The sequence below is a fragment of the Caballeronia sp. LZ008 genome, from assembly GCF_031451435.1.
Classification (GTDB): Bacteria; Pseudomonadota; Gammaproteobacteria; order Burkholderiales; family Burkholderiaceae; genus Caballeronia; species Caballeronia zhejiangensis.
In genome coordinates this window covers 54,576-75,691 of record NZ_JARUXK010000002.1, presented here as the reverse complement: position 1 = coordinate 75,691, position 21,116 = coordinate 54,576, and the positions used below count along the sequence as shown (strand labels likewise).

The window sequence follows — 21,116 nt, the reverse complement described above, 5'->3', positions numbered from 1 at the left end:
CTATTCGCGCTCCAGCCTGAACACGTGCGATGCGCGTGAACCGTTGCGCTCTTCGGCGTACACCGTTTCCGTAACGACGACCCGATAGCCCGGCTTCGGCAAGATGGAAGGGAGATTGCCCGTCACGCGGCTATCGATGCCGCCCAGTCCTGCGGCCGGCGCCGGCACGTTGTTTTCGAGCGTCGCGTTCGATGTGATGACGTTGTCGTGCCAGCCCGACAGATCGCGGCGCGCCTCGATCGACTTCGCGTCCGCGTCCACGGTATCGTCCGTCGAGCCCATGCCTTGCGAATCCACGCCGACGATGCGGCTGTTCGCCCGCTGCACCGGATCGCCGGAATCCCGCGCGATCGAAGCATGGTCGATGTCGGGCAGCGGCGACGGGTCATTGCGCTGCCCGGGCTCGGCCGAGCCAGCATTGCGGTCGCGGCCGAACTCCGCTGCCTGCGTGGCGGCATCGGGCGATGCGGTGCCTGTCGCTGGTGTCTTGGCGGGGCTTTTTGCCGCCATCTCGTTCTGCTGGGCCTGGGTCGGGTTGCCTTCGGCGTTCTGCATGCTTGCTCCAAGTCGTCGTTTCTCGCTGCACGACTCGGTCTGCGCATGGCGCGTGCCTAGCGCATGACGGACTCGCTGGCGGCATCCGTCTTCCGCCGTTGCCGCTTGCGCGAAGCGCGGATAGACGCTGCGAGTTCCATCGCGTACGGCACGGCGCCGAATATCGCGCAGAGCATCAGCACGGCTGTGACGGTCGTCGAGGACAGCGGAGGATCGCGCCATGCGGGCGTGTAACCAGCGGCGTTATCGAACAGTCTGGGGAAGACATCGGGATGTGCGAGACAAATGATGGCTAGCCCGACGATCGGCGCCATCTCAAGAACGCTATGTACCATTTGCTCGACGGGTGTAATGACGCGCGTCGCGGATGCGTAGCGCAGATCCGCATACACGGTGAGATGGTGGGCGACGATGAGCGCGGCCATCGCAACGATCGCGAACGCGTTGATTTGCAGGAACAACGCGCACAGCACGACACCGGCGCCTTCGGTTAGCTGGGCGATATGCATCAGCGATTCGCGCACGCCGGCAGTCTCGGGAAGATTCGCCCAGCGGTGACAAAGCGCGTCCGCGGTGCCGGCGGCGAGCCACAACGGAAGCACGCCGTAGAGCAGGAAGTGCTGCGCGAGCGCCGGATTCATGTTTCGCTGCCGCCGGGCGATGCCGCGGCCTGACACAGTTGAAGCGAGACGCCGCCGACGAAGTAAAGCGACGCGAGATGCTCGGCGCAGCGCCTGAGCGCGCCGACGTCGGCCTCGCAAACGAAGTTGATGCCATCGGGTGCGACGCGGGCATCGAGAACGGCGACGTGGCGCTGCATCAGTGCGGTTACAGGTCGTGCTCGGGGAGCGACTCCGCTGTCATGGTTCGAATAGTGATGTTGGCTTTAGGCATGTTCGACTGGTTTCACCACAGGTACGTGCTCATTGTCACGGGCACTGCCGCCCGTCACAACTCAGCGCGCATGTACGAAATGCGAGGAAGCGGAACGTCAACGCGGAAGTACAAACGCGGGCGTCCACAAACCGCGCGATCCGAACACCGAGGGTCTGCCTGGCAGCAGAGCGCTCGCGGATGACAAGGCGACCGGCGTCAGCCTGCCGCTGTTTCAAGAAGTGAACCCGGCCTCTTATATTCAAGACGCGTGCTGAAAGTTGCACGGCCACCGATCCACAGACGGTTGGCCGACCGGCTCGCGACACAATGTCCGAACATCGGTGCACCGTTCAGTGTGAAACACAGTCGGTCGGAACGCTGTGACAGGCGGACGGCGGGTTGCCTTTGGCCACCGAACCGCGCACCCGTTCTGATTGCTGGTTGATCTGGCGTCGCGATCATCCCACCCACAAGCGGGCGGCGGCGCTGCCCGCGCGAACGTCGGTGTCCTTCCCACGAAGCGCTCTTTCGGTGCCTCGACCTGAGACTGAGACGAAAGACGAGATTCGCTTTTCGACGAAGTCGACGGCTGCCTGGGCTGCCGCGCACGAGACCCGCTTGCTAACTCCGGGCATGTCGAATCGGCAGCGTGGCTCGACGGGTCGGGTGCTTGCGACCCTTACGCACTGTCGCGATCACTTTGATTGTCGGGTTCCAACATGGGACTTTTGGGAATCGGAATTGCTCAACCCTGCCACGAAGGCTTGTTAGTGAACCGCGCACCGTGTTGATTCGGCTATGTCGGTTGTGCAAGAAGGAATCGATGATGGATCAGGCTTTTGACTGTGTTGTTATCGGCGGCGGTCCGGCTGGGTTGACCGCTGCACTCTATCTTGCCCGGTTCAGGCGCTCGACCCTGGTTATCGATGCCGGTCAGAGCAGAGCGTCGCGGATCCCGATCGTGCGTAACCTTGCTGGTTTTGAAGGCGGCATCAGCGGCAAGGAACTCATCGTCAAGATGCGTCGACAGGTCGATTGCTACCCGGTGCCGATAATCGCCGGCCGAGTCGTCGCGATACGACAGGTGTCCGCCGGCTTCGTCGTGGACTACAGGAGCAGCGGCGATGCTGACAGGCAGAGCGCTCTGGCACATCGTGTCCTGCTCGCGTTCGGGATCCGCGATAGGCTACCGCCGATCGTCGGAGCCGAACGGCTTACCGAAAAAGGATTGCTCAGGTTGTGCGCGATATGCGATGGCTTCGAGGCGCAAGGCAAACGGGCGGCGATGCTGGGTTCCGCGTCACGAGCGCTGTCGCACGCTTTGTTCTTCCGAACGTTTTGCAGGCAGGTAGCTGTCGTCGCGCCCGACCTTTCGGCGCTGACGCAAGAGGAGCGCGCGTCGGCCGTAGAGAACGCCATAGAATTGGTGCCGTTGGGTGCGCTCGAAGCTTCGGCTAACGCTGACGGGCGCTTGAGCGTTGTCTGCCCGGATGGGCGGCGACAGAGGTTCGATATTGTCTATCCTGTGCTTGGCTCTCGCGAAGAAACTGAGCTATTGAGTGGCTTGAACGTCGAACGGGATGAGGACGGCATGATCGTGGCGGATAAGCGGCAGCGCACTAGCGTGGCCGGCATATTTGCCGCGGGCGATGCAGTCAATTCGTTGAATCAGATCTGCGTGGCAGTCGGCGAAGCCGCGATCGCCGCGACGGCTATCCATTGCAGCTTGCCAGGCAATCCGCTTTGAAGCGGCGGCAGGCCGCTGCGACATCAGCATCGGCGTGAGTAGGCTAACTGCGCCGCATCTTGCTTCGCACTGTCGCGGCTCAGAGCGAGGGAATCTGTGAAAAGATGGTCTGGCCGGGCCGGGACGCTCACGGCGCGGCTCACCCAGCTTCATGGTAGCCTGATCACTTGTCACGCAACGCGTTACGCTTGCCACCATGGCTTCCACGTCGATTCCCGGCACCACCCGCTATCAGGACGAGGCACACCATCCAGGGGATCTTCTCAAGATCTTTGTGCTGCCCCATTTGGGCCTCTCGGTGAGCCAGGCGGCCCGAGATCTCGGCGTGGCTCGTCAAACGCTTCACCGGATCTTCGACGGCAGCGCGAGCATCACGCCCGAAATGGCGGTGCGTCTCGAGGCCTTTTGTGGCGTGCCGGCGATGCACTGGTTGGAACTGCAATCCGCGCATGATGTCTGCGACGCTCGTACTTCGCTCGAGCAGGCGCTGACGAAAATTCCGAAACACAGGCTCTCCCGTGTTGCAATGAAGCAGCTTGGAGCAACAGATGAACGATAGTACCGTAATGCCCCAATACGCTCGCACGGGCGTCCCGGGGCTCGACGACATTCTCGTTGGCGGACTGAGCCGGGGCAACTTGTTCCTTCTCGAGGGAAGTCCGGGCACGGGCAAGACGACCATCGCGCTGAGTTTCCTGCAGGCTGGCGCCGAACTGGGGGAGCCATGCCTTTACATCACGCTCTCCGAGACGATGGAGGAACTGCGCAACGGCGCCTTGTCGCACGGATGGCGGCTCGGTCCACAGATCAGCATCTTCGAAGTCAGCCCGTCCGAAAATCTGCTTGACGCCGATCAGCAGCAGACGCTGCTCTATTCCTCCGACCTCGAGCTGGGCGAGACGACGCGGCTCATCCTCGGCGAGTTCGAGCGCGTGAAACCGAAGCGCGTGGTCATCGATAGTCTTTCGGAGATTCGCTTGCTTGCGCAAAGCTCGCTGCGCTACCGCCGGCAGATCCTGGCATTCAAGCATTACTTCGCGGGCCGCGACGCCACGGTGCTCATGCTGGACGATCTCACCTCCGATGCGGCGGACAAGACTGTGCATAGCGTGGCGCACGGCGTCATCAAACTGGAGGAGTTATCGCCGCAATATGGCGCCGAGCGCCGGCGCCTAAGGGTGCTCAAATACCGCGGTCAGCATTTTCGTGGCGGCTATCACGATTTTGCTATCCGACACGGCGGGGTGGCGGTGTTCCCGCGACTTGTCGCCGGTGAGCACCGAACCAGTTACGTGCGCACGCAAATGACAAGCGACGTCGCGGAACTCGATGCTTTGCTCGGCGGGGGTGTCGAGCAAGGATCCAGCACGCTTATCCTTGGTCCCGCAGGGACCGGCAAGAGCCTCTTCGCGATCCAATTCGTCACGGCGGCCGTGCGGCGGGGCGAAAAGGCTGCGCTCTTCGTCTTCGATGAAGAGCTCGGCCTTCTGTTCGACCGTGTGCGCCCAATGGGCATCGACCTCGAAGCCATGAGAGATGCCGGTGACCTGCACGTCGAACAACTGGACGCGGCAGAGCTGTCGCCGGGCGAGTTCGCGCATCGCGTGCGTGCGAGCGTCGACCGCGCGCGTGTAAAGACGGTTGTCATCGATAGTCTGAACGGGTATCAGGCCGCCATGCCTGAGGAAAATGCGCTCGTACTGCACGTGCACGAGTTGTTGCAGTATCTGAATCGGCAGGGCGCGAACACCTTTTTGACTGTCGCCCAGCACGGCCTCGTCGGCGACATGAAGGCGCCGGTCGACGTGACCTATCTTGCTGACACGGTCATCCTGCTTCGTTACTTCGAAGCGATCGGGCGCGTTCGACGCGCGGTGTCGGTCATCAAGAAGCGCACCGGGGCTCATGAGGAATCGATCCGCGAGTTCCGTATCGGTTCGGAGGGGCTCACGCTCGGAGAGCCGCTGGAAGATTTCCAGGGGGTGCTTCGAGGCGTGCCGACGTTCGTCGGAAAGTCGGCGCCTCTGCTGACGCCGAAGACTGCAACCAAGGACTGACGATCGCATGGCCGAAACCGAGCGATGTCCCGTGCTGCTCCTCACCCCGTCGGGACGCGACTGCGTCGTTGCGCAGGCGCTGTTGGGGGCGGCCGGGATCGACGCAGAGCCGTGCAAGAACGTAGCGCAACTCGGCGAGACGTTGAGAGACGACGTCTGCTGCGTTATCGTCGCCGACGAAGCGTTGAACGGCGCCGACCTCGCCACGCTGGCGGGATGGGTGTCGTCGCAGCCGCCGTGGTCGGACCTTCCATTTGTCGTACTCACACAGCGCAGCGGTCCCGTTCGCAGACCGATGGCCGAGCGGTTGATTACGGCACTCGGCAACGTCACGTTCATCGAGCGTCCGTTTCATCCGACGACGTTCGTAAGCGTCGTCGAAACAGCGGTGCGGGGCCGGAATCGCCAGTTCGAGGCTCGGGCTCGAATCCGAGAACTCGATGAGGGCGAAGCGCATCTTCGCATAGCACTCACGGCCGGACACCTCGGCTCCTGGAGCCTCGATCTTTCCAGCAACACGCTGACAGCATCGACGACTTGCAAAGCGATATTCGGCCGCTTGGAGACCGACAACTTTACTTATGAAGAACTGATTGCAAGCACTCATCCCGAGGATCGCGAGCGGGTGCAGGCAGCCATCGCGGTCAGCGCGGAAACCGGCTGCGACTATGCGATCGAGTATCGCAACGTCTGGCGGAACGGGACCGTGCACTGGGTTGAAGTCAGGGCGCGTGTCGTGCGCGACGACCGGATCGTTCGGCTCGTCGGCGTTTGCTCCGACGTGACGCTGCGCAAAACGTCGGAAGATCAGCTGCGCCGGGTGAACGAATCGCTCGAAGTCAAGGTGCTGGAGCGCACCGCGCAACTGGAAGACGCGCATCGAACGGTGCTCGAGGAAATACGGCAGCGCGAGCACACAGAGAAGCTGCTGCGGCAGGTCCAGAAGCTCGAGATGATCGGCCAGTTGACGGGCGGCATCGCGCACGACTTCAACAATTTGCTGATGGCGATCATGGCGAATCTCGAACTCGTGCGAAAGGAAGTGCCGCCGGAAGAGCGAGTGGGTCGGTTGGTCGATGGCGCGCTGAAAGGCGCTCAACGCGGCGCCGCGCTCACTCAACGGCTGCTCGCGTTCGCGCGACAGCAGGTCCTTAAGGTCGAGCCTGTCCAGATGTCTGCGCTGGTTCACGGCATGGCCGACCTTCTGGACCGGTCGATTGGCTCGATGATCGAACTGGTCATCGATACGCCCGAAGAAGTGCCGTTTACTCGCGTCGATACAAATCAGATTGAACTGGCGATACTGAACCTGGTAGTCAATGCGCGCGATGCGATGCCCGATGGCGGCGCAATCCAAATCAGCGTCGATACCGCGCATTCTGCGGGCGATGGCGACCTGCGAGCCGGCGACTACGTGCGGGTGACAGTGAGGGACACCGGTACTGGCATGGACGCCGCGACACTCGCCAAAGCGACGGAACCCTTCTTCACGACCAAGGAAGTGGGGAAGGGCACGGGGCTTGGCCTTTCGATGATTCACGGTCTCGCGCGTCAGCTACAAGGCGCGCTTCGTCTAGAAAGCACGTATGGAAAGGGCACGCGTGCATCGCTCTGGCTTCCTGTCACGGGTCGCCCGGCTGCCGAGGAGCGTATCGCCGATGACCCGAAGGACGACGGTCCGGCCGCCGACGCCAGCGAGCTGCGCGCCACCGTACTAGTCGTCGATGACGACCCACTTATTTTGTCAAGCACATCTTATCTCCTGCAGGACCTTGGACATGAGGTGATCGAGGCCGCATCAGGGGACGCCGCGCTCCAAGTCCTTCGCGCAGGCCAGAAAGTTGACGTTCTGCTAACTGATTTCTCAATGCCCAAGATGACCGGCGTTGAATTGGCCAATGCGGCGCGGGCACTCAGGCCCGTCCTGCCTGTCATACTCGCAACCGGCTACGCGGAACTGCCGGAGGGCACCGGAGCGGATCTACCGAGACTACGCAAGCCGTATCAACAGAGCCGGCTTCTGCAAGAGATCAGGAACGCCGTGAAAAGCTTGGAATCGCCGCAATCCGGGGCGCAGTAAGCTGTCCATCGCACGAGCCAGCGAACGGGCCGCCTTCCGGACACGTAACAGCCTTGACGAACGAACGACGTCTGCAGAGACGGTTGCCGCTTAACGCATATGGCTGCACGAATTTACTTCCTCACCCTTTCGTTAGCTGGTTGGCCGTTGTGCTAAATTCCGCAACCGGCCGGTTTCTGCCGTTCGACCAAGTCGCAGTGTGACCGCTCCAGCGGCCGGTTCAGGTCGAGACCGGACCGACGCCGGACCGGTGTACATTGGGTTGCATCAACCGGTTGAAACGGCCCCGAACGCGTTCGTTGACAGACGACTGCCAGCTAATCAGCGGATCGGCACGCCAAGATCCTCCTCCAGGAAGCGCAGAATCGCCTCCGCCAGCGCCTCACGAGGATACGCATTCTGTGTAACGAAGAGCGCCCCGATCGTAGGGTGGGTCCGCGCAACAGGCACCGCGAGCGCCCAGTGATCCGCATTGACGTAGGCGAGCAGCGTGCTTCCGGGGACAACCTGATCGTAAAAGATGACCTGACTGTCGTTCCGCGAGTCGACGCGCGCGAGCTTGTCATAGCTCGACTTCAGGATCGAGGAGATTCGCTCGGGCTGCGGGAACGTCACGACCGAGTAGTAATGCAGATCAGCCGGAAGCGGATGCTGCGCGAGCCACGCTTTGCGAGTCGCAGGTCTCAAACTCTCTACGGCACCACCATCGCCCGATGTGCAGGTTGCGCCCGGAACATATCGCAACAAGTCGGCCTGATATTGGTCGGCGTCGTTGGCGAGCGGGGAGCCGCCGATTGCACCGGCGGCACTCACCACCGCCGCCACGCGGCTTCGTATCTCAGGATAGGCGACCAGTGCTTCCAAAATGTCGGGCGCCCCCTTCGAATAACCAATCAACACGAGCCGCGGCGCGTCCTCCGATGCCGGCATAGCCATGATCGCGTCGCGAATTTGCCGTGCATTGTTAGTGGAACTCGACAGCGCGTCGACGTTGATGAGCGCTGCATCGAAGCCATACTCGCGAAGATGCGTCACGACGGTATCCGGCGTATCCAGCCAGGGATCGAAGCAATCGTAGCCGACGCCATGCACCACCGCCCCAATCAGGTGCCGCCTGGACTGGCCAAGTTCGACGGGCTCGCCGGTGCCAGGGGACTCTGCGCCGACCCGCGTCAGCGCTTGCTCGCACGGGCGGTAGTCGGGTAGCGCTGCACCGCGTGCTTCGAGGACCGCGCAATAAATTTCCCGAAAGCGCCCTCGCTTATCCATGACGCCAGCCTGAGACGCGGGCATGAGAACCATCGGGGGTGTATCGGCCGAGTACGGGATAAGCGGCTTCGCCGCGCATGCGCCGAAGAGAACGCACGACGTGATCGTCGCTAACCAAGCGCTGATCTGGCGGCACGCATCGAAGGCAGCGGCAACCTGACGCTTGAATTGAATGAGCGCCCATCTCGATCTCGAGTCACTGACTCGCATTGCCGGTTGCTCCAGTTTGACGAGTATCTGGCTCTTCCAGATAGGGGACCCACTCAAGAAAATCGACATCCGACAGACTCCGTGGCCGGGTGGCGAAGAACACGACCGCGCGCAATCCGTCCGTATAGTAAGTCGCACCGTCAAGGGTTATACGAGGACGAGTCGGCGGTGCGGGGCCAACACCGTTCACAAATCCGAGCTTTTCGAGGCCGCTCGAATACATCAGGTCCTGCATCAGAAAGTTGCGTGCCTCGTCGACGTTCTCGTGGAGAGTGAGGCGTTTTTTATCGCGGGGTGCAAAGCGCCCGCCGACAGGGCGGCCGACCTGCGCGACGTAGACCAGTTGTCCCTGAAAGCGGATCGGAGCGAGCCATCCCCGGATCCAGTTTGCGGGCGCCCCGGCCTGCGCCTGCTTGCGCATGACAAAGTCCGGTTCCCGACCGAAGACGCGCTGCGCGAGGTCAAACTCCCGCGCATCGCGCCGATAGTCGCGCCGCACCAGCGCTGCCCCGATGTCGGTGAGCTGGCCAATGCCAATGGCATTTAGCGGATCGGCCTGAATAGTCCCGCTCGGGTCGGTGGCACAGCATGGTAGGCGCTCGAGCGCCGCGCGCAGCGACGCCAGGTCCTGGTAGTCCGTGATTCCAGTGGCAGAGGGTGGCAGAGGGATCTGCGACAGCCGTGGATCCATCGTGCCGCCTGGCACACGCAGAAAGATCGAGAAGGGCATCAGCGTCTGGTTTCCCAGCAGATCGACATTGACGAGCTTGATGCCTTGATCGGGGTTGGTGAACAAAATGCCCGATCGTGTCTCCCCCGCCGGGATGGGGTTGTTGAACCTGAGATCACGGAAATAGTCGTCCATGCGCTTGTTGCTTGCGCCGCCAAACAGCGTATGCATTGACCATGCGACTTCATGAGGTGAAAAGTAGTCCGGGTCCGTGCCCGAGCGTAAAAGCCACAGCGCCTGCGACGTCCCATTCTGCACTTCGAGCCAAAGCGGCTGCACTCCCGTTCTGTTGACGTCGGCACCATACATCCGCTTGCTGTCTTCCTCGCTAAGCACCGTTGCGCTCACGCGTACGCCGCGACTGGAGGCGCTGACCTCGCGCTGACGCAACGGCTCAGCGTCCGCCTCGGGCGGAACTTGCCATGTCGAGCAGCCGGCCAGCGCGAGCGCCAGGCATAGCGCGAGTCCTGCATTAGACCGTCGCCTGCGCAAGGTCTGCTGGATGGTCATGGCCTCGCTCCTGGCGTCACCCGCAGTACCTTGTACGGAGTGATCCACGGGAAGATTTCGATCTGCGATAACGGCCTCGGCGTGCGATCGAACACCAGCACGACGCGGAAGCCGTCGGTGTAATACGGGTCGGTCGTCAAATTCCTTCGCGGCGCAGCTTCCAACACGGCACCCACTCCCGTCACTAGTCCCATCTTGAACAGGTTCTGCGAATACGCCATGTCTTCGGTCAGCGCAGTGCGTGCCTCATCCACCTCCGGGTCGATCTTGTGTGTCGTGAACGTTGACGAGTGCCACGTCAGGCGAATCCCGATATCGCGGCTGATCTGTCCAACCCACACAGGCTTGTCGTGATAGCGCATCGTGCTGAGCCAGAGCCGCATATGGTTGCGCTGGTGAATGTCGCCCCGCGCCTTTTGAAGCGCGAGGTCTTGGGCGCGTCCGAACAGATGAAGGTCGCTCACTGGCGCGTTGACGTACGCTTGGCCCGACAACGCGGCGCTGATCATCCGCTCGATTGCCCCCGACCACTTTCGTTCCGTGAGGCTCCAGCCCCGCCGCACCAGTGCGGGAAAGGCGTCGTCGAGGCTGCCGACGATCACCAGGTTGAGCGGGTCGCCCTTCTTTGAGCCGTCCTCGTCAGTTGCGCAACAGGGCAGTGCTTCGAGCGCTTCTCGAAAGCTCGCGTCGTCCGTGTAATTTACAGTGGGCTCCTGCGGATCGGTCGCCCGTCTGAAGACCTGACTACGCTTGTAGTCGGCTTCAAACCCAGGTACGGATACGAAAACGGAGAACGTCCGAGCGTGTCCGCTCGCGACGAGATCCAGTTGCACCAGCTTCGCGCCCGCGTTGAAATTCGTCAGCACAAACCCCGCGACCGTCTCTCCGGGACGCACGGGGTTATGAAAAGCGAGACTACGGAAGCGGCGCGCGAGCTCGGAACGCTGGTCGGGCGAAGCATCGCTGCTGAAAGCCTCTGCCGCCTCCGATGCGGGAAAGAAGTTTGGATCCAGGCCGGGTGACAGGAGAAAGTAGTTGTGGTCCTCGCGATTGCGGACCTCGATCCAGACGGGCTGAATTCTTCTTTCGGCAAGCGGGACACCGTACACCGCCGCGCTTTCCTCTGAGGACAGCACGGCTGTTGAAACCTCGATGCCGGCCTCGTCGCGTGTCACGGCCCGGTTTTGGTAAGCCGGTATTGCGGCTTCTGGCGGAACCGCAGCGCAACCGACCACTAGATAGCCGACGGAAATCGCAATCAGCATCCTGGTAACGACGCTGTTCATCAAGTCAACTCCGGGGTTGACACCGTGGCGTTCGGTCGCGCGGATCAGCTAGCTAACTGCGCGCCGCCCTCACTGAGCTTGCAGGAGTACGCTACCCAGTTTAGTAGAGGTTGGGGCGCCGAGACGGGGTAGCGACCGTGGATCGCATCCGTGCAGCACGGAGTTGATGATCGCAAAGTCTTGATTGCTTTCCGGCCGCGTCCCTAAGCGGCTTGCACGGATCGGCGCCGGCCAAATCAAAGCAGATGGCCCGCGGCGATTTCCGGGGGCGGAAGCACCGCAAAAAGATCGATCTGACAAATTCACTCACTAAGCACTGGCAAAACGCCGTCGACGCGACAGGCGTCGGTTGTCGTGGCTATGCGACAGACCGTCTGCGGATAGCAAAGCGTTGAGAGGGCGAGTGCAGGACGGCGAGTTCGCCGGCTTCCCGTCCCGACTCTGCTACAAGCATTCCTGCGCTTGCTCAGGTAACGCGCACGAACTACCCTTCGGCGAAGAACCACTCCGACATCGTCCGCGCTAGTTCGCGCACGACCTCCGCGTCGGTCCGGCCGGAGGATGCGCGCACGTGAAACGAATGATCTGCGTCGTCCACCACATGCAGCGTGGCGCGCGGCCCCAGCGTCTCGACGACCGACCTCAGCAGGTGAAGCTCGGCCAGCTTGTCGCGCGTGCCCTGCAGGAAGAGAATCGGCACCGTGACGTCCGCCAAGTGCCGCGCCCGCTCGACGCCGGGCGCCCCAGCCGGGTGCAGCGGGAACGCGACGAAAGCGAGGCCACGCACGCCATCGAGCGCGGAGATGGCTTGGGCCTGGGACGTCATGCGGCCGCCGAACGACCTGCCGCCCGCGAAGAGCGGCAGGGCTGGCAGCCGCCGGCGGGCCTCTGCGACGGCTGCCTGCACGGCAGCATGTGCCACGGCCGGCGAGTCCACCCGCCTGGAGCCCCGCTCCATGTACGGAAACTGGTAGCGCAATGTGGCGACGTTCGCCGCGGCAAGCGCGTCGGCCAAAGACGACATGCCGGCGTGCTGCATGCCCGCCCCAGCGCCGTGCGCGAAGACATATAGCGCTCGCGCGTGCTCTGGCACTTGAAGGAGCGCAGAGACCTTAGAGCCGTCGGGTAGTGCGAGCGAAAGCGATTCTGCGTCGTCCATGGTATTCAGGTCGTGTCGGTGTGGTCTTTGCGCCGATTCTGCATCAATGAGGCATCGGGAGCCGCTTGTGGCAGCTTCCGGCAAGGCATTGCTCGGGCGGACTTTGCCGGCCGATCCATGGAGCGCGCGCATCGCGGAGGGCGCCGCAGTCGCGATGTGTCGGTTGACGACCGAAAGCCCGACAGCAATGTGATCTGCGCTTCGAGACATTCGCGTAATAGCACGCCTGCATCATTGTTAGCGAGCTGTTACGACACTGCAAGCAGCGTCAAAGGAAGTTCCCGGAGGGCGGTTCATTTATCGGGCTCCCTGAAAGAGCAGGTCCGGCAGCAAGAAGCTCTTAGTCGACGCATGGTTGGCCGCGTATGGCCGCGACGCGGGTACGTCGCTCGCTAACGCCGGGACCATCGAGCGGCAGCGCGTTCGACGCTGCGCTAGCGTCGGCTCGATCCCGCCTGATGTGCCGCGAACAGACACAGCATCTCGTACATCATCGTTGCGGCGACGAGCGCGGTGTTGCCGCTCGGATCATACGGCGGCGACACTTCAACCACATCGCCGCCGACCCAGTTCAACCCGTCGAGTCCGCGCAGCAACGCAAGCGTTTCGCGCGTCGTCAATCCGCCGATTTCCGGCGTGCCGGTGCCAGGTGTGAACACCGGATCGAGCCCATCGACATCGAGCGAAAGATACACGGGCGCATCGCCGACCACGCGCCGCGCTTCTTCGACGATCGCCGCCGGGCCGCGTTCCTCGAACTCTTCGATGAACACCACGCGCATGCCGTGATCCAACGAATAACGCCAGCCTTCGTCGGTATTCTGCGCGCCGCGTATGCCGATCTGAATCGTGCGCGTGGGATCGAGAAGACCCGCTTCGACCGCGCGTCGGAACGGCGCGCCGTGCGTGAATTTCGAGCCCTTGAACGCGTCCCACGTGTCCGTGTGCGCGTCGATATGCACGAGCGCGAGCGGCTGCTTCGGCGCGATCGCCTGAAAGACCGGATAGGTGATCGAGTGATCGCCGCCCGCGATCAGCGCTATCTTCCCTGCGCGGAATACCGGCTCGAAAAAGCGGCGGATATCGGCGTGCGCGGCTTCTAGATCGTAGAGATGCTCAAAGGGCACATCGCCGATATCGGCCACGCGGCACGCTTCGAACGGATTGAATCGCGTGACGTGATGAATCGCGCGCATCATCGTGGACATGTTGCGGATCTCGCGCGGCCCGAAGCGTGCGCCAGGACGCGCGGTGACACCGCCATCGAAGGGCACGCCCGCCAGCGCGATATCGAGCGCCGCGAGGTCGCGCTCGAACGGCACGCGCATGAAAGTGGGAATGCCGGCGAAGCGCGGCAACTGCATCTGCGAAACATCGGTGCTGGCCATGATGAGTTCCCGCTGATCAGAACGTGGGCGGCGTGTTGACCCAGAGTATGCGCGTCACCGCATCGCCCGGATTGCGATAGCTGTGCGGCTCGGTGCTCGGAAAATAGAACGAATCGCCCGCCTTGAGCGAATAGCTCTGATCGCCGAGCGTGAGTTCCAGTTCGCCTTCGAGCACATAACCCAACTCTTCGCCGACGTGATGAATCTGCTCGTCGCTGCGGGCAAGCGGCTCCAGTACGTGGATGTCGCCCTGAAGCAACTGGCCCGGACTCGGCACGACAAGGCGTTCGAGCATGATGGAGCCCTCGGCACGTCTGCGTTTGCCGGCCGCCGGAGCGGCCCGCGCGCCCGGAAAGCGCACCGAGGGCCGCTCGCTCGCACGCTGAACGGGCGAAGCCGTGAGGGTCGGCGCGGACAGCAGTGCCGCGATGTTGGTGTCGAGCGCAATGGCGAGCTTGTGCAGCATGGCGAGCGAAGGCGTCGCGTGGCCGCCTTCGACCTTCGACAGAAGACTTTCCGAGCAACCCGCCGCTCCCGCGAGCACCTTGAGCGTCATCTGTCGCACCATGCGCGCATGACGCAGACGCGTGCCGAGGCCATCGGCGGCGGACGCCGGCGCGGCGTTGGCTTTAGGTGAAGTACGCGCTGCAGTTGAGGAAGGTCGTTTGCTGGCCACGAATGAACACCATCGAAAAGAAGAAGGGCGCGCTTATCCGAGCACCGTGAACTCGACTTCGAGCGGGTTGAGCGCGTTGATCGGAATGATATCCTGCGGGCACGCCGACATGACCACGACGCAGTCCATCGCGGCCCTGATATCCACGTAATCGCCGGACTTCGACACGGGCGGCAGCCAGTCAATCGAATAATCCGGCTTGACGGGAATGTTCATCCAAAGATTGAACGGCTGGGGCACTTCCTTCGTGCGCAAGCCAATAGCCTTCAGCGCAAGCCGCAGGTTGTCCGCGCAGTTGTCGTGATAGTGCTCGACGCCGAGATTGCGATAGCGGTACAGATCGCACGCGGCGATGAGCGTATCGTGCACGCCCGGCGACGTATCCGTGACGAGTTCGGCAATCGGGCGGCGCTGGTTGGTCACGAGCGGATCGCCCGGCTGCGGAATGATCTTGTCGATGAACGCGCGCGTATGTTCGAACGACAGAAACTCGTTCAGATGCTGCGCGTTGAAGATCCACGTATCGCACACTTGCGTGCCGTGCGGATTGGCGATGCGGATGGTCTGCCCGGCCTTCACGCGCACCGCGCGGCCGCAGCGCGCGGGCACCGTATACGTCATGCCGATTTCAGGCGTGCCGTCCGGGGAGATGGGTTCGTTGAGCGTGGCGTTGACGCCGGTTTCCTGGCCGTTGTCTTCGGTGCTTGCAAGAGTCGTTGCGGATGCGTTCATGTGGGCTCCTTCAGTCGTTGCAGAGTGTGGTGAGGCAATGAGCGAGCGCGCGTGCGCCGAGCACGAGATGTCCGGCGTCCGTCGCTTCGGCGGGGTTGTGGCTGATGCCGTCTATGCTGGGCACAAAGATCATTCCGCTCGGGCAATGTTTCGCGAGATACATGGCGTCGTGGAATGCGCCCGAGGTCAGATGCAGCGCGCGGGTATCGAGCGCGCGGCAGGCTTCGTCGATGCGCGACAACACGGACGGATTGAACGCGACGGGCGCATGGGCGAACAGCGCTTCGATGCGCGCGCCATGAGATTGCGCGATGGCCTGCGCGTGTTCATCGAACGCGCCGAGCACGCGCGCGTCCGGATGGCGGAAGTCGACGGTGAAACTCACCGCCGACGGAATCGTGTTGATCGAATTCGGCGCGATGTTCCAGCGGCCGAACGTGACGCGCGTATCGGCGCGGCCGAGTTCATGGGCGATGGCATCGAGTTCCCGATGCAGCGCGATGGCGAGCGTCATCGCGTCGCGGCGCAGTGGCATCGGCGTGGTGCCCGCGTGGGCGGCGATGCCCTGCACATGGAACGCGTACCAGCGCACGCCCTGAATGCCGCTGACGACAGCGAGCGGCACCTCGGCCTTTTCGAGTTGCGGACCTTGTTCGATATGCAGTTCGACGAAGGCATGCGCGGCGTCTTGCTGCGCGCGCGGCGGCAGTTCGGGGAACGCGCTGACGTGGCGTTGCAGCGCCGCGCTCAGGGTTGTGCCTTCGGCGTCCTGCACGTGCGCATAACGCGCCATCCGCGACGGCTCCACGAAGGCGCTCGATCCCATCGCGCCCGGCGAGAAGCGCGTGCCTTCCTCGTTGGTCCAGATCGCGACTTCGAGCGGGCGGCGCGTGGGCACGTTCGCATCGTTCAACGCGGCGAGCACTTCGAAGCCCGCAAGCACGCCGTAACATCCGTCGAGCTTGCCGCCGGCAGGTTGCGTGTCGATGTGGCTGCCGGTCATCACCGGCGCAAGTGCTGCGTCGCCCTCGCGGCAGAAAAACAGATTCGCGCACGCATCCACATGCACGCTGCAGCCGAGCGCACGCGCGCGGTCGATCAGAAAGCGCCGCGCTTCGATATCGCGTTCGCCGAGCGCGGGGCGGTCCACGCCGCCGTCATCGCGCGCGCCGAATGCAGCGAGGGCTTCGATCGATTCGAGCAGGCGCGCCGCGTTCACGGCATCCGCCACTTGTCTTGCGCTCACGATGTCACTCCTTCGCTCACGAAATCGAGGCTGCGTTCCAGCCACGGTTTAAGGAACTGCTGCAAGCGCGGTGTGCGCGTATTGCCGAACAGTTGCGCGGGCGGTCCGGCTTCGACGATTTTCCCGGCTTCCATGAACACGACCTTGTCGGAGATCTTCGCGGCGAAGCTCATCTCGTGCGTGACCATCACCATCGTCATGCCTTCCTGCGCGAGCGAACGGATCACGTTGAGTACTTCCTCGACGAGTTCGGGATCGAGCGCGGATGTGGGTTCGTCGAGCAGAATCACTTCGGGTTCGATGGCCAGCGCCCGCGCGATGCCCACGCGCTGCTGCTGCCCGCCGCTCAGCCGCGCGGGATACGCGTCCGCCTTGTGCTCGAGACCGACACGCGTGAGCGCGGCCAACGCTTTCGTGCGCGCGTCGCGCCTGCTCATCTTCTTGGCGAGCACGAGCGGCGTCGCGACGTTGTCCAGCGCGTTCATGTGCGGCCAGAGATTGAATTGCTGGAAGACCATCGAAATAGGACGGCGCACGTCGGCGATGCTGGCTTCGCTGTCACGATCCTTCGCCGTGCGTCCTGTCGATCGATAGCCCAGCAACTGGCCTTTGATCCACACTTCGCCTTCGTCATAGGCTTCGAGAAAATTCATGCAGCGCAGCGCGGTGGTCTTGCCCGAACCGGACGGCCCGATCAGCGTGACGATCTCGCCGCGCATCACATCCAGGTCGATGCCCTTGAGCACGCGGTTCTCGCCGTACGACTTGCCCACGGCGCGCAGCTTGAGTATCGGAAGGTCGCTCATGATGTCTTCTTCAGAAACGGAATGCGGGAAGTCGCGGCCTGCGCGATCACCGACACGGCTTGCGTCAGCAGCCAGTAACATGCGATCAGCAGCGCATACGGACCGATATACGTGTAGCTCGATGCGACGATATCGCTGGCCGTCATCGTCAATTCGGGCACCGTGATGATCGACGCGACCGCACTCTCCTTGATGACGAGAATCGTCTGGTTCGCGATCAGCGGCGCCGCGAACGCGAGCGCCTGCGGCAGCTCGATGGAGCGGAACGCGTCTCGCCGGCCCACGCCGAAAGCGGCGGCGGCTTCGAGCTGACCGCGCGGAACGCTCGCCCATGCCGCGCGAAAAAGCTCCGCGAAATAAGCGCTCGAATAGAACGCGAGCGAAAGGATCGTGGCCTGCACGGCCGACAACGTCACGCCTAAAACCGGCAGCCCGAAGTACACGATCACGAGCTGCGACAGATAAGGCGTGCCGCGCACCAGCCATACGAACGCGCCATAGACGAGCGCGAACGGACGGCCGAACGCGAGCCGCATCGCGTTGATCGCGAAGCCCGCGACGATGCCGATGAAGGCCGCCAGCACGCTCACTTCGAGCGTGATGCCCATCGCTTCGATGAAGCGCGGAACGAGTGCGATGAAGTTGTTCATGCCGATGCCTCACGGACGCCGTGCCACACGCAGCGCGTACACATGACCCGCGCCCGCGAGCAGCGACGTGATTGCCAGATAGAACATCGCCGCCAGCGCGTACACTTCGAGCGGCCGATACGTCGATGACGAAAGCTGCTGTCCTACGCGCATCAGATCCGTTACGGATATCACCGACACCACCGCCGACGCCTTGACGATATCGATCATTTCGGAGACGAGCGCGGGCAGCGTCGCGCGCACGACTTGCGGCACTTCGATATGCCACAAGGTCTGACGCCGCGTGAGATTGAAGGTCGATGCCGCCTCGATCTGCCCGGGCGCGATGGAGCGAAAACCCGCGCCCAGAATCTGCGACTGATACGCGCCCGTGTTGAGCGACAGCCCGATCGCGGCGGCAGCGAGCCCCGGTAACTCGAGCCCGAGCGCGGACGGCACGTAGTAGAACACCAACAGTTGCGCGAGTACGGGCGTGCCGCGCAGCAGGCTCACGTACACGCGCGCCGTGCCGCGCATTAGCCGGCTGTCGCTGACCGACATCGTGTAGACGAACACGCCGACGAAGAAGCCGCAGCAGACAGCAACCGCCGACAGCACGAGTGTCGTCAGCGCGCCGTCGAGCAGTTGCGGCAAGTAGCCGATGCAGCGCGTAAGCAGATCGGGACCGTTCATCGCGATGTCAGATAGACGGTGCGGGAAGCGTGGCCGGAACGTCCATCGTCGAGCCGAACCATTTCTCCTGAAGCTTCTTCATGGTGCCGTCGCTGTTCGCTCTCGCGATGCCATCGCTGAAGAGCTTGAGGAGGGCAGCGCTGTCGGCGTCCTTGCGTGCGACCCAGGCGAAGTAGCTCTTCGGACCGATGGTCTGCGGCAGCACCGCGAAAACGCCCGGACGCGACTTCAGCAATGGCCCGAGATTGGCGACGGACTGCGCGACGGCATCGAGCCGGCCGACGGCGAGGTCGGCATAGGCTTCGTCGAACGCGACGTATTGCTTGATCTGCTTGATGCCGGGACCGCCTGCTTCCTTCAGCTTCTTGTCGAGCGCCATCAGCGCCTGCAATTGTGCAGAGCCGGTCTGCGAGCCGACCACCTTGCCGTTCAGATCGTTCGGCGCTTTGATGGAGGTATCGGCGGAGCGGGTGAGTACGCCGGTGGTCGCGTCGGCGACGGGAACAGTGAAGGCGAAATGATCGGCGCGGTCCTTGTTGACGGTCACGGCCGTCACGACGAGGTCGAAGCGCTTTGCATCGAGACCGGGTAGCAGACCCTGGAAGGGCAGGTCGAGCTGCTTGACCTTCACATCGGGCAGAGACTTGAGGACGTAGGCCATCAGATCGGCGTCATAGCCGACGATCTTGCCGTTATCGACGTATTCGAAGGGCGCGTAACGCGCTTCCGTCGCGATCGTGATTTCCTTGTTCGATTTGATGCGGGCGAGCAGATCTTCCGCGTGCGCAAGCGACGGCGCGGCGGCGTTGAGCGCGAGCGCGCCCGTCAGTGCGGCCAGCAAATGGCGAAGACGTTTGTTCATGACACTCCCCTTGCGTATGGGCTATGTTGAAGGCAATCGGAATTTCATTCAAGCAACTTGAATGTAATTCATTAGGCATGAAGTGTGCCAACGCGAAGCGCCCGGACCTGCGGGGCTTCGTCTTACGACATGCACTGAAAGGGGGGTGTCGAAGCGGGCGAATGCACCGCCGCGCACGGCGATGCACCGGTTTGAAGTATGAAGGGAGTGATTGCGAGAGTCAGTGGGGTCCGCAATAGGGACGCAAGACGTCACACGAGCGACAGGGCGTCCGGCGGCCGCGGCTTAACCAGCAGCGGGGACATGGAGATGGATCCTCGATGCGTCGCGCGCAAGGGTTCGACTAGCAAGCTCGCAACGTTTCGTCAGTCTGGAGATTGCGAACTCGGGTACCCGGCGTACGATCGTACGTTCCGCGCGATCGACGCCCATCGTCCTGCTGCAAAATTGGCACTCGGCCTAAAGCTCGGCCGCCGCCAGTGCGGTCGCGACCAGCCGTGCTTGTTCCCGACGATGCGCCGCGACGGAAGAATGCGCGCCGGCTGGTGTCGCGGTGCGGCAGACATCGCGTAAGGCGCAATCGGCGGGAAGCACGGTCTCCAGTTCGTCGCGAACGAATCGCCATGCGCCCTGATTGCGGTCTTCCTCCTGCGCCCAAACGATGCTGCGCAAGCTGGTGAACCGGGCGAGCACGCGCCGGAGTGGGTCATGCGGGAACGGATAGAGCTGCTCGATGCGGATGATCGCCGTCGATTCGTCGCCGGACCCGTCGCGAGCATCGCGCAATTCGTAGTAGAACTTTCCGCTGCATAGGACGACGCGTTCAACCGCACTTGCATCTGCGATGCGTTCGTCGCCCAGTACGCATTGAAATGCGCCATCGATCATCTCGCGCAGCGTCGAGTGCGACGCGACGTTGCCGTAAAGCTTCGACTTCGGAGACATGACGATGAGCGGCGTCCGACGTTTCGTCGTCGCCTGCTGGCGAAGCAGATGGAACCATTGCGCCGAGGTCGAAGGTACGACAATCCGCATGTTTTCGTCCGCGCAAAGCTGCAGGAAGCGGCCGAGATAGCCGCTCGAATGCTCCGGACCGACGCCCTCATGGCCATGCGGCAGCAATACGGCGAGCGCCGACTCATAACCCCACTTGAACTCGCCGGCCGCGATGTACTGATCGATGAAAACCTGCGCGCCGTTGACGAAGTCACCGTACTGCGCTTCCCAGACGGTCATCGTGGTCTTCGTTTGAACACTGTAGCCATACTCGAATCCAAGCACGGCCTCTTCGGTCAGCGGCGAGTTCACGATGTCGAACCGTCCCTGCCTTGCCGCGATGCCACTGAGCGGCACATGACGGTGGTGAGTGCACGTCAAGCACGAAGACGCGGCCGAAGCGCGCGCCCAAATCGCCATAGAGCTTCCCGGTGAGCAACAATTTCAAACAGGAAGCGCGGCCAATTTCCATCCTTGGCTTTACATAATCAACATTATCAGAGTTTTAAGTGTAGGAGCAACATGAGAATGTCGTGTTCTAGCAAGATACAAATGTCGTGTTTTTGCGACCACTGGCAAGCTGGCGACTGACTGCACCACTGCAGGAGC

At 62.6% G+C, this 21,116-nt stretch carries 19 protein-coding genes and 1 pseudogene; 4 read left to right on the top strand and 16 right to left on the bottom strand.

What is annotated here, in order from left to right; genetic code table 11:
• From QCE49_RS14650 to QCE49_RS14640, 3 genes are read right to left on the bottom strand one after another with little or no spacing between them, the layout of a single operon-like run.
• Complete coding sequence (locus QCE49_RS14650; protein ID WP_008345556.1) at nucleotides 1-555, bottom strand: DUF3005 domain-containing protein; 555 nt, start codon at nucleotides 553-555, stop codon at nucleotides 1-3.
• Between the two features lie 56 nt (nucleotides 556-611).
• A complete protein-coding gene (locus tag QCE49_RS14645; RefSeq protein WP_250458377.1) occupies nucleotides 612-1,196 on the bottom strand; it encodes a diguanylate cyclase in 585 nt (194 codons plus the stop codon).
• On the bottom strand, nucleotides 1,193-1,375 hold the full coding sequence (locus QCE49_RS14640) for a hypothetical protein (protein WP_309806115.1): 183 nt from the start codon (nucleotides 1,373-1,375) through the stop codon (nucleotides 1,193-1,195). Before QCE49_RS14640 ends, QCE49_RS14645 begins: the two co-directional genes overlap by 4 nt.
• An 882-nt stretch (nucleotides 1,376-2,257) precedes the next feature.
• On the opposite strand from QCE49_RS14640, the gene QCE49_RS14635 reads away from it, so the two are divergent.
• The 4 genes from QCE49_RS14635 to QCE49_RS14620 all read left to right on the top strand — a co-directional run bounded on the left by QCE49_RS14635 (nucleotide 2,258) and on the right by QCE49_RS14620 (nucleotide 7,315).
• Entirely contained in the window at nucleotides 2,258-3,178 is a 921-nt protein-coding gene (locus tag QCE49_RS14635) for an NAD(P)/FAD-dependent oxidoreductase (RefSeq protein WP_250442246.1), read from the top strand.
• 196 nt (nucleotides 3,179-3,374) lie between these two features.
• The gene (locus QCE49_RS14630) at nucleotides 3,375-3,737 is read left to right on the top strand and encodes a HigA family addiction module antitoxin (protein WP_008345543.1); all 363 of its coding nucleotides are present in this window, start codon (nucleotides 3,375-3,377) and stop codon (nucleotides 3,735-3,737) included.
• The gene (locus QCE49_RS14625) at nucleotides 3,727-5,235 is read left to right on the top strand and encodes an ATPase domain-containing protein (protein WP_250458373.1); all 1,509 of its coding nucleotides are present in this window, start codon (nucleotides 3,727-3,729) and stop codon (nucleotides 5,233-5,235) included. The genes QCE49_RS14630 and QCE49_RS14625 overlap by 11 nt, the downstream gene beginning before the upstream one ends.
• Nucleotides 5,236-5,242: 7 nt before the next feature.
• A complete protein-coding gene (locus QCE49_RS14620) occupies nucleotides 5,243-7,315 on the top strand; it encodes a hybrid sensor histidine kinase/response regulator (protein ID WP_250458371.1) in 2,073 nt (690 codons plus the stop codon).
• A gap of 321 nt (nucleotides 7,316-7,636) precedes the next feature.
• Here QCE49_RS14620 and QCE49_RS14615 read toward each other — a convergent pair whose 3' ends face one another.
• From QCE49_RS14615 to QCE49_RS14555, 13 genes and pseudogenes are all read right to left on the bottom strand, one after another.
• Nucleotides 7,637-8,794 carry a hypothetical protein gene (locus QCE49_RS14615; RefSeq protein ID WP_008345539.1) on the bottom strand — a complete coding sequence of 386 codons (1,158 nt, stop codon included), beginning with the start codon at nucleotides 8,792-8,794 and terminating at the stop codon, nucleotides 7,637-7,639.
• Nucleotides 8,781-10,034 (bottom strand): LssY C-terminal domain-containing protein, encoded by a 1,254-nt coding sequence (locus QCE49_RS14610; protein WP_175982115.1) that lies wholly within the window; start codon nucleotides 10,032-10,034, stop codon nucleotides 8,781-8,783. Before QCE49_RS14610 ends, QCE49_RS14615 begins: the two co-directional genes overlap by 14 nt.
• Nucleotides 10,031-11,320, bottom strand: a complete 1,290-nt coding sequence (locus tag QCE49_RS14605) for an LssY C-terminal domain-containing protein (protein ID WP_175982114.1) — start codon at nucleotides 11,318-11,320, stop codon at nucleotides 10,031-10,033. The genes QCE49_RS14610 and QCE49_RS14605 overlap by 4 nt, the downstream gene beginning before the upstream one ends.
• Before the next feature lie 484 nt (nucleotides 11,321-11,804).
• The gene (locus QCE49_RS14600; RefSeq protein WP_008345536.1) at nucleotides 11,805-12,479 is read right to left on the bottom strand and encodes an alpha/beta family hydrolase; all 675 of its coding nucleotides are present in this window, start codon (nucleotides 12,477-12,479) and stop codon (nucleotides 11,805-11,807) included.
• Nucleotides 12,480-12,913: 434 nt separating this feature from the next.
• Nucleotides 12,914-13,867: an agmatinase gene (gene speB, locus QCE49_RS14595; protein WP_250458370.1), complete on the bottom strand. Its 954-nt coding sequence runs from the start codon at nucleotides 13,865-13,867 to the stop codon at nucleotides 12,914-12,916.
• A 16-nt stretch (nucleotides 13,868-13,883) separates the two neighbouring features.
• The gene (locus tag QCE49_RS14590) at nucleotides 13,884-14,435 is read right to left on the bottom strand and encodes a cupin domain-containing protein (protein WP_008345534.1); all 552 of its coding nucleotides are present in this window, start codon (nucleotides 14,433-14,435) and stop codon (nucleotides 13,884-13,886) included.
• 141 nt (nucleotides 14,436-14,576) lie between these two features.
• The gene (locus QCE49_RS14585; RefSeq protein ID WP_250458369.1) at nucleotides 14,577-15,275 is read right to left on the bottom strand and encodes a DUF1989 domain-containing protein; all 699 of its coding nucleotides are present in this window, start codon (nucleotides 15,273-15,275) and stop codon (nucleotides 14,577-14,579) included.
• A 10-nt stretch (nucleotides 15,276-15,285) separates the two neighbouring features.
• Nucleotides 15,286-16,521: a M20 family metallo-hydrolase gene (locus tag QCE49_RS14580; protein ID WP_008345532.1), complete on the bottom strand. Its 1,236-nt coding sequence runs from the start codon at nucleotides 16,519-16,521 to the stop codon at nucleotides 15,286-15,288.
• Nucleotides 16,518-17,327, bottom strand: coding sequence for an amino acid ABC transporter ATP-binding protein (locus QCE49_RS14575; RefSeq protein WP_008345531.1), 810 nt, complete (start codon nucleotides 17,325-17,327; stop codon nucleotides 16,518-16,520). The genes QCE49_RS14580 and QCE49_RS14575 overlap by 4 nt, the downstream gene beginning before the upstream one ends.
• The gene (locus tag QCE49_RS14570; protein ID WP_250458368.1) at nucleotides 17,324-17,977 is read right to left on the bottom strand and encodes an amino acid ABC transporter permease; all 654 of its coding nucleotides are present in this window, start codon (nucleotides 17,975-17,977) and stop codon (nucleotides 17,324-17,326) included. The genes QCE49_RS14575 and QCE49_RS14570 overlap by 4 nt, the downstream gene beginning before the upstream one ends.
• Nucleotides 17,978-17,986: 9 nt before the next feature.
• Nucleotides 17,987-18,649, bottom strand: coding sequence for an amino acid ABC transporter permease (locus QCE49_RS14565; protein ID WP_008345528.1), 663 nt, complete (start codon nucleotides 18,647-18,649; stop codon nucleotides 17,987-17,989).
• Nucleotides 18,650-18,656: 7 nt separating this feature from the next.
• On the bottom strand, nucleotides 18,657-19,511 hold the full coding sequence (locus QCE49_RS14560; protein WP_175982111.1) for a transporter substrate-binding domain-containing protein: 855 nt from the start codon (nucleotides 19,509-19,511) through the stop codon (nucleotides 18,657-18,659).
• A 459-nt stretch (nucleotides 19,512-19,970) separates the two neighbouring features.
• Nucleotides 19,971-20,870: pseudogene (locus QCE49_RS14555) on the bottom strand (2-oxoglutarate dehydrogenase E1 component); the annotation flags it as partial.
• Nucleotides 20,871-21,116 lie beyond the last annotated feature (246 nt).

What these genes read in the sequence shown, in the direction of transcription:
- QCE49_RS14560 (WP_175982111.1), bottom strand. Translation starts at nt 19,511, where the DNA reads ATGAACAAACGTCTTCGCCATTTGCTGGCCGCACTGACGGGCGCGCTC.
- QCE49_RS14565 (WP_008345528.1), bottom strand. Translation starts at nt 18,649, where the DNA reads ATGAACGGTCCCGATCTGCTTACGCGCTGCATCGGCTACTTGCCGCAA.
- QCE49_RS14600 (WP_008345536.1), bottom strand. Translation starts at nt 12,479, where the DNA reads ATGGACGACGCAGAATCGCTTTCGCTCGCACTACCCGACGGCTCTAAG.
- QCE49_RS14640 (WP_309806115.1), bottom strand. Translation starts at nt 1,375, where the DNA reads ATGCAGCGCCACGTCGCCGTTCTCGATGCCCGCGTCGCACCCGATGGC.
- QCE49_RS14605 (WP_175982114.1), bottom strand. Translation starts at nt 11,320, where the DNA reads ATGAACAGCGTCGTTACCAGGATGCTGATTGCGATTTCCGTCGGCTAT.
- QCE49_RS14570 (WP_250458368.1), bottom strand. Translation starts at nt 17,977, where the DNA reads ATGAACAACTTCATCGCACTCGTTCCGCGCTTCATCGAAGCGATGGGC.
- QCE49_RS14615 (WP_008345539.1), bottom strand. Translation starts at nt 8,794, where the DNA reads ATGCGAGTCAGTGACTCGAGATCGAGATGGGCGCTCATTCAATTCAAG.
- QCE49_RS14625 (WP_250458373.1), top strand. Translation starts at nt 3,727, where the DNA reads ATGAACGATAGTACCGTAATGCCCCAATACGCTCGCACGGGCGTCCCG.
- QCE49_RS14635 (WP_250442246.1), top strand. Translation starts at nt 2,258, where the DNA reads ATGGATCAGGCTTTTGACTGTGTTGTTATCGGCGGCGGTCCGGCTGGG.
- QCE49_RS14590 (WP_008345534.1), bottom strand. Translation starts at nt 14,435, where the DNA reads ATGGTGCGACAGATGACGCTCAAGGTGCTCGCGGGAGCGGCGGGTTGC.
- QCE49_RS14610 (WP_175982115.1), bottom strand. Translation starts at nt 10,034, where the DNA reads ATGACCATCCAGCAGACCTTGCGCAGGCGACGGTCTAATGCAGGACTC.
- QCE49_RS14645 (WP_250458377.1), bottom strand. Translation starts at nt 1,196, where the DNA reads ATGAATCCGGCGCTCGCGCAGCACTTCCTGCTCTACGGCGTGCTTCCG.
- speB (WP_250458370.1), bottom strand. Translation starts at nt 13,867, where the DNA reads ATGGCCAGCACCGATGTTTCGCAGATGCAGTTGCCGCGCTTCGCCGGC.
- QCE49_RS14650 (WP_008345556.1), bottom strand. Translation starts at nt 555, where the DNA reads ATGCAGAACGCCGAAGGCAACCCGACCCAGGCCCAGCAGAACGAGATG.
- QCE49_RS14630 (WP_008345543.1), top strand. Translation starts at nt 3,375, where the DNA reads ATGGCTTCCACGTCGATTCCCGGCACCACCCGCTATCAGGACGAGGCA.
- QCE49_RS14575 (WP_008345531.1), bottom strand. Translation starts at nt 17,327, where the DNA reads ATGAGCGACCTTCCGATACTCAAGCTGCGCGCCGTGGGCAAGTCGTAC.
- QCE49_RS14585 (WP_250458369.1), bottom strand. Translation starts at nt 15,275, where the DNA reads ATGAACGCATCCGCAACGACTCTTGCAAGCACCGAAGACAACGGCCAG.
- QCE49_RS14620 (WP_250458371.1), top strand. Translation starts at nt 5,243, where the DNA reads ATGGCCGAAACCGAGCGATGTCCCGTGCTGCTCCTCACCCCGTCGGGA.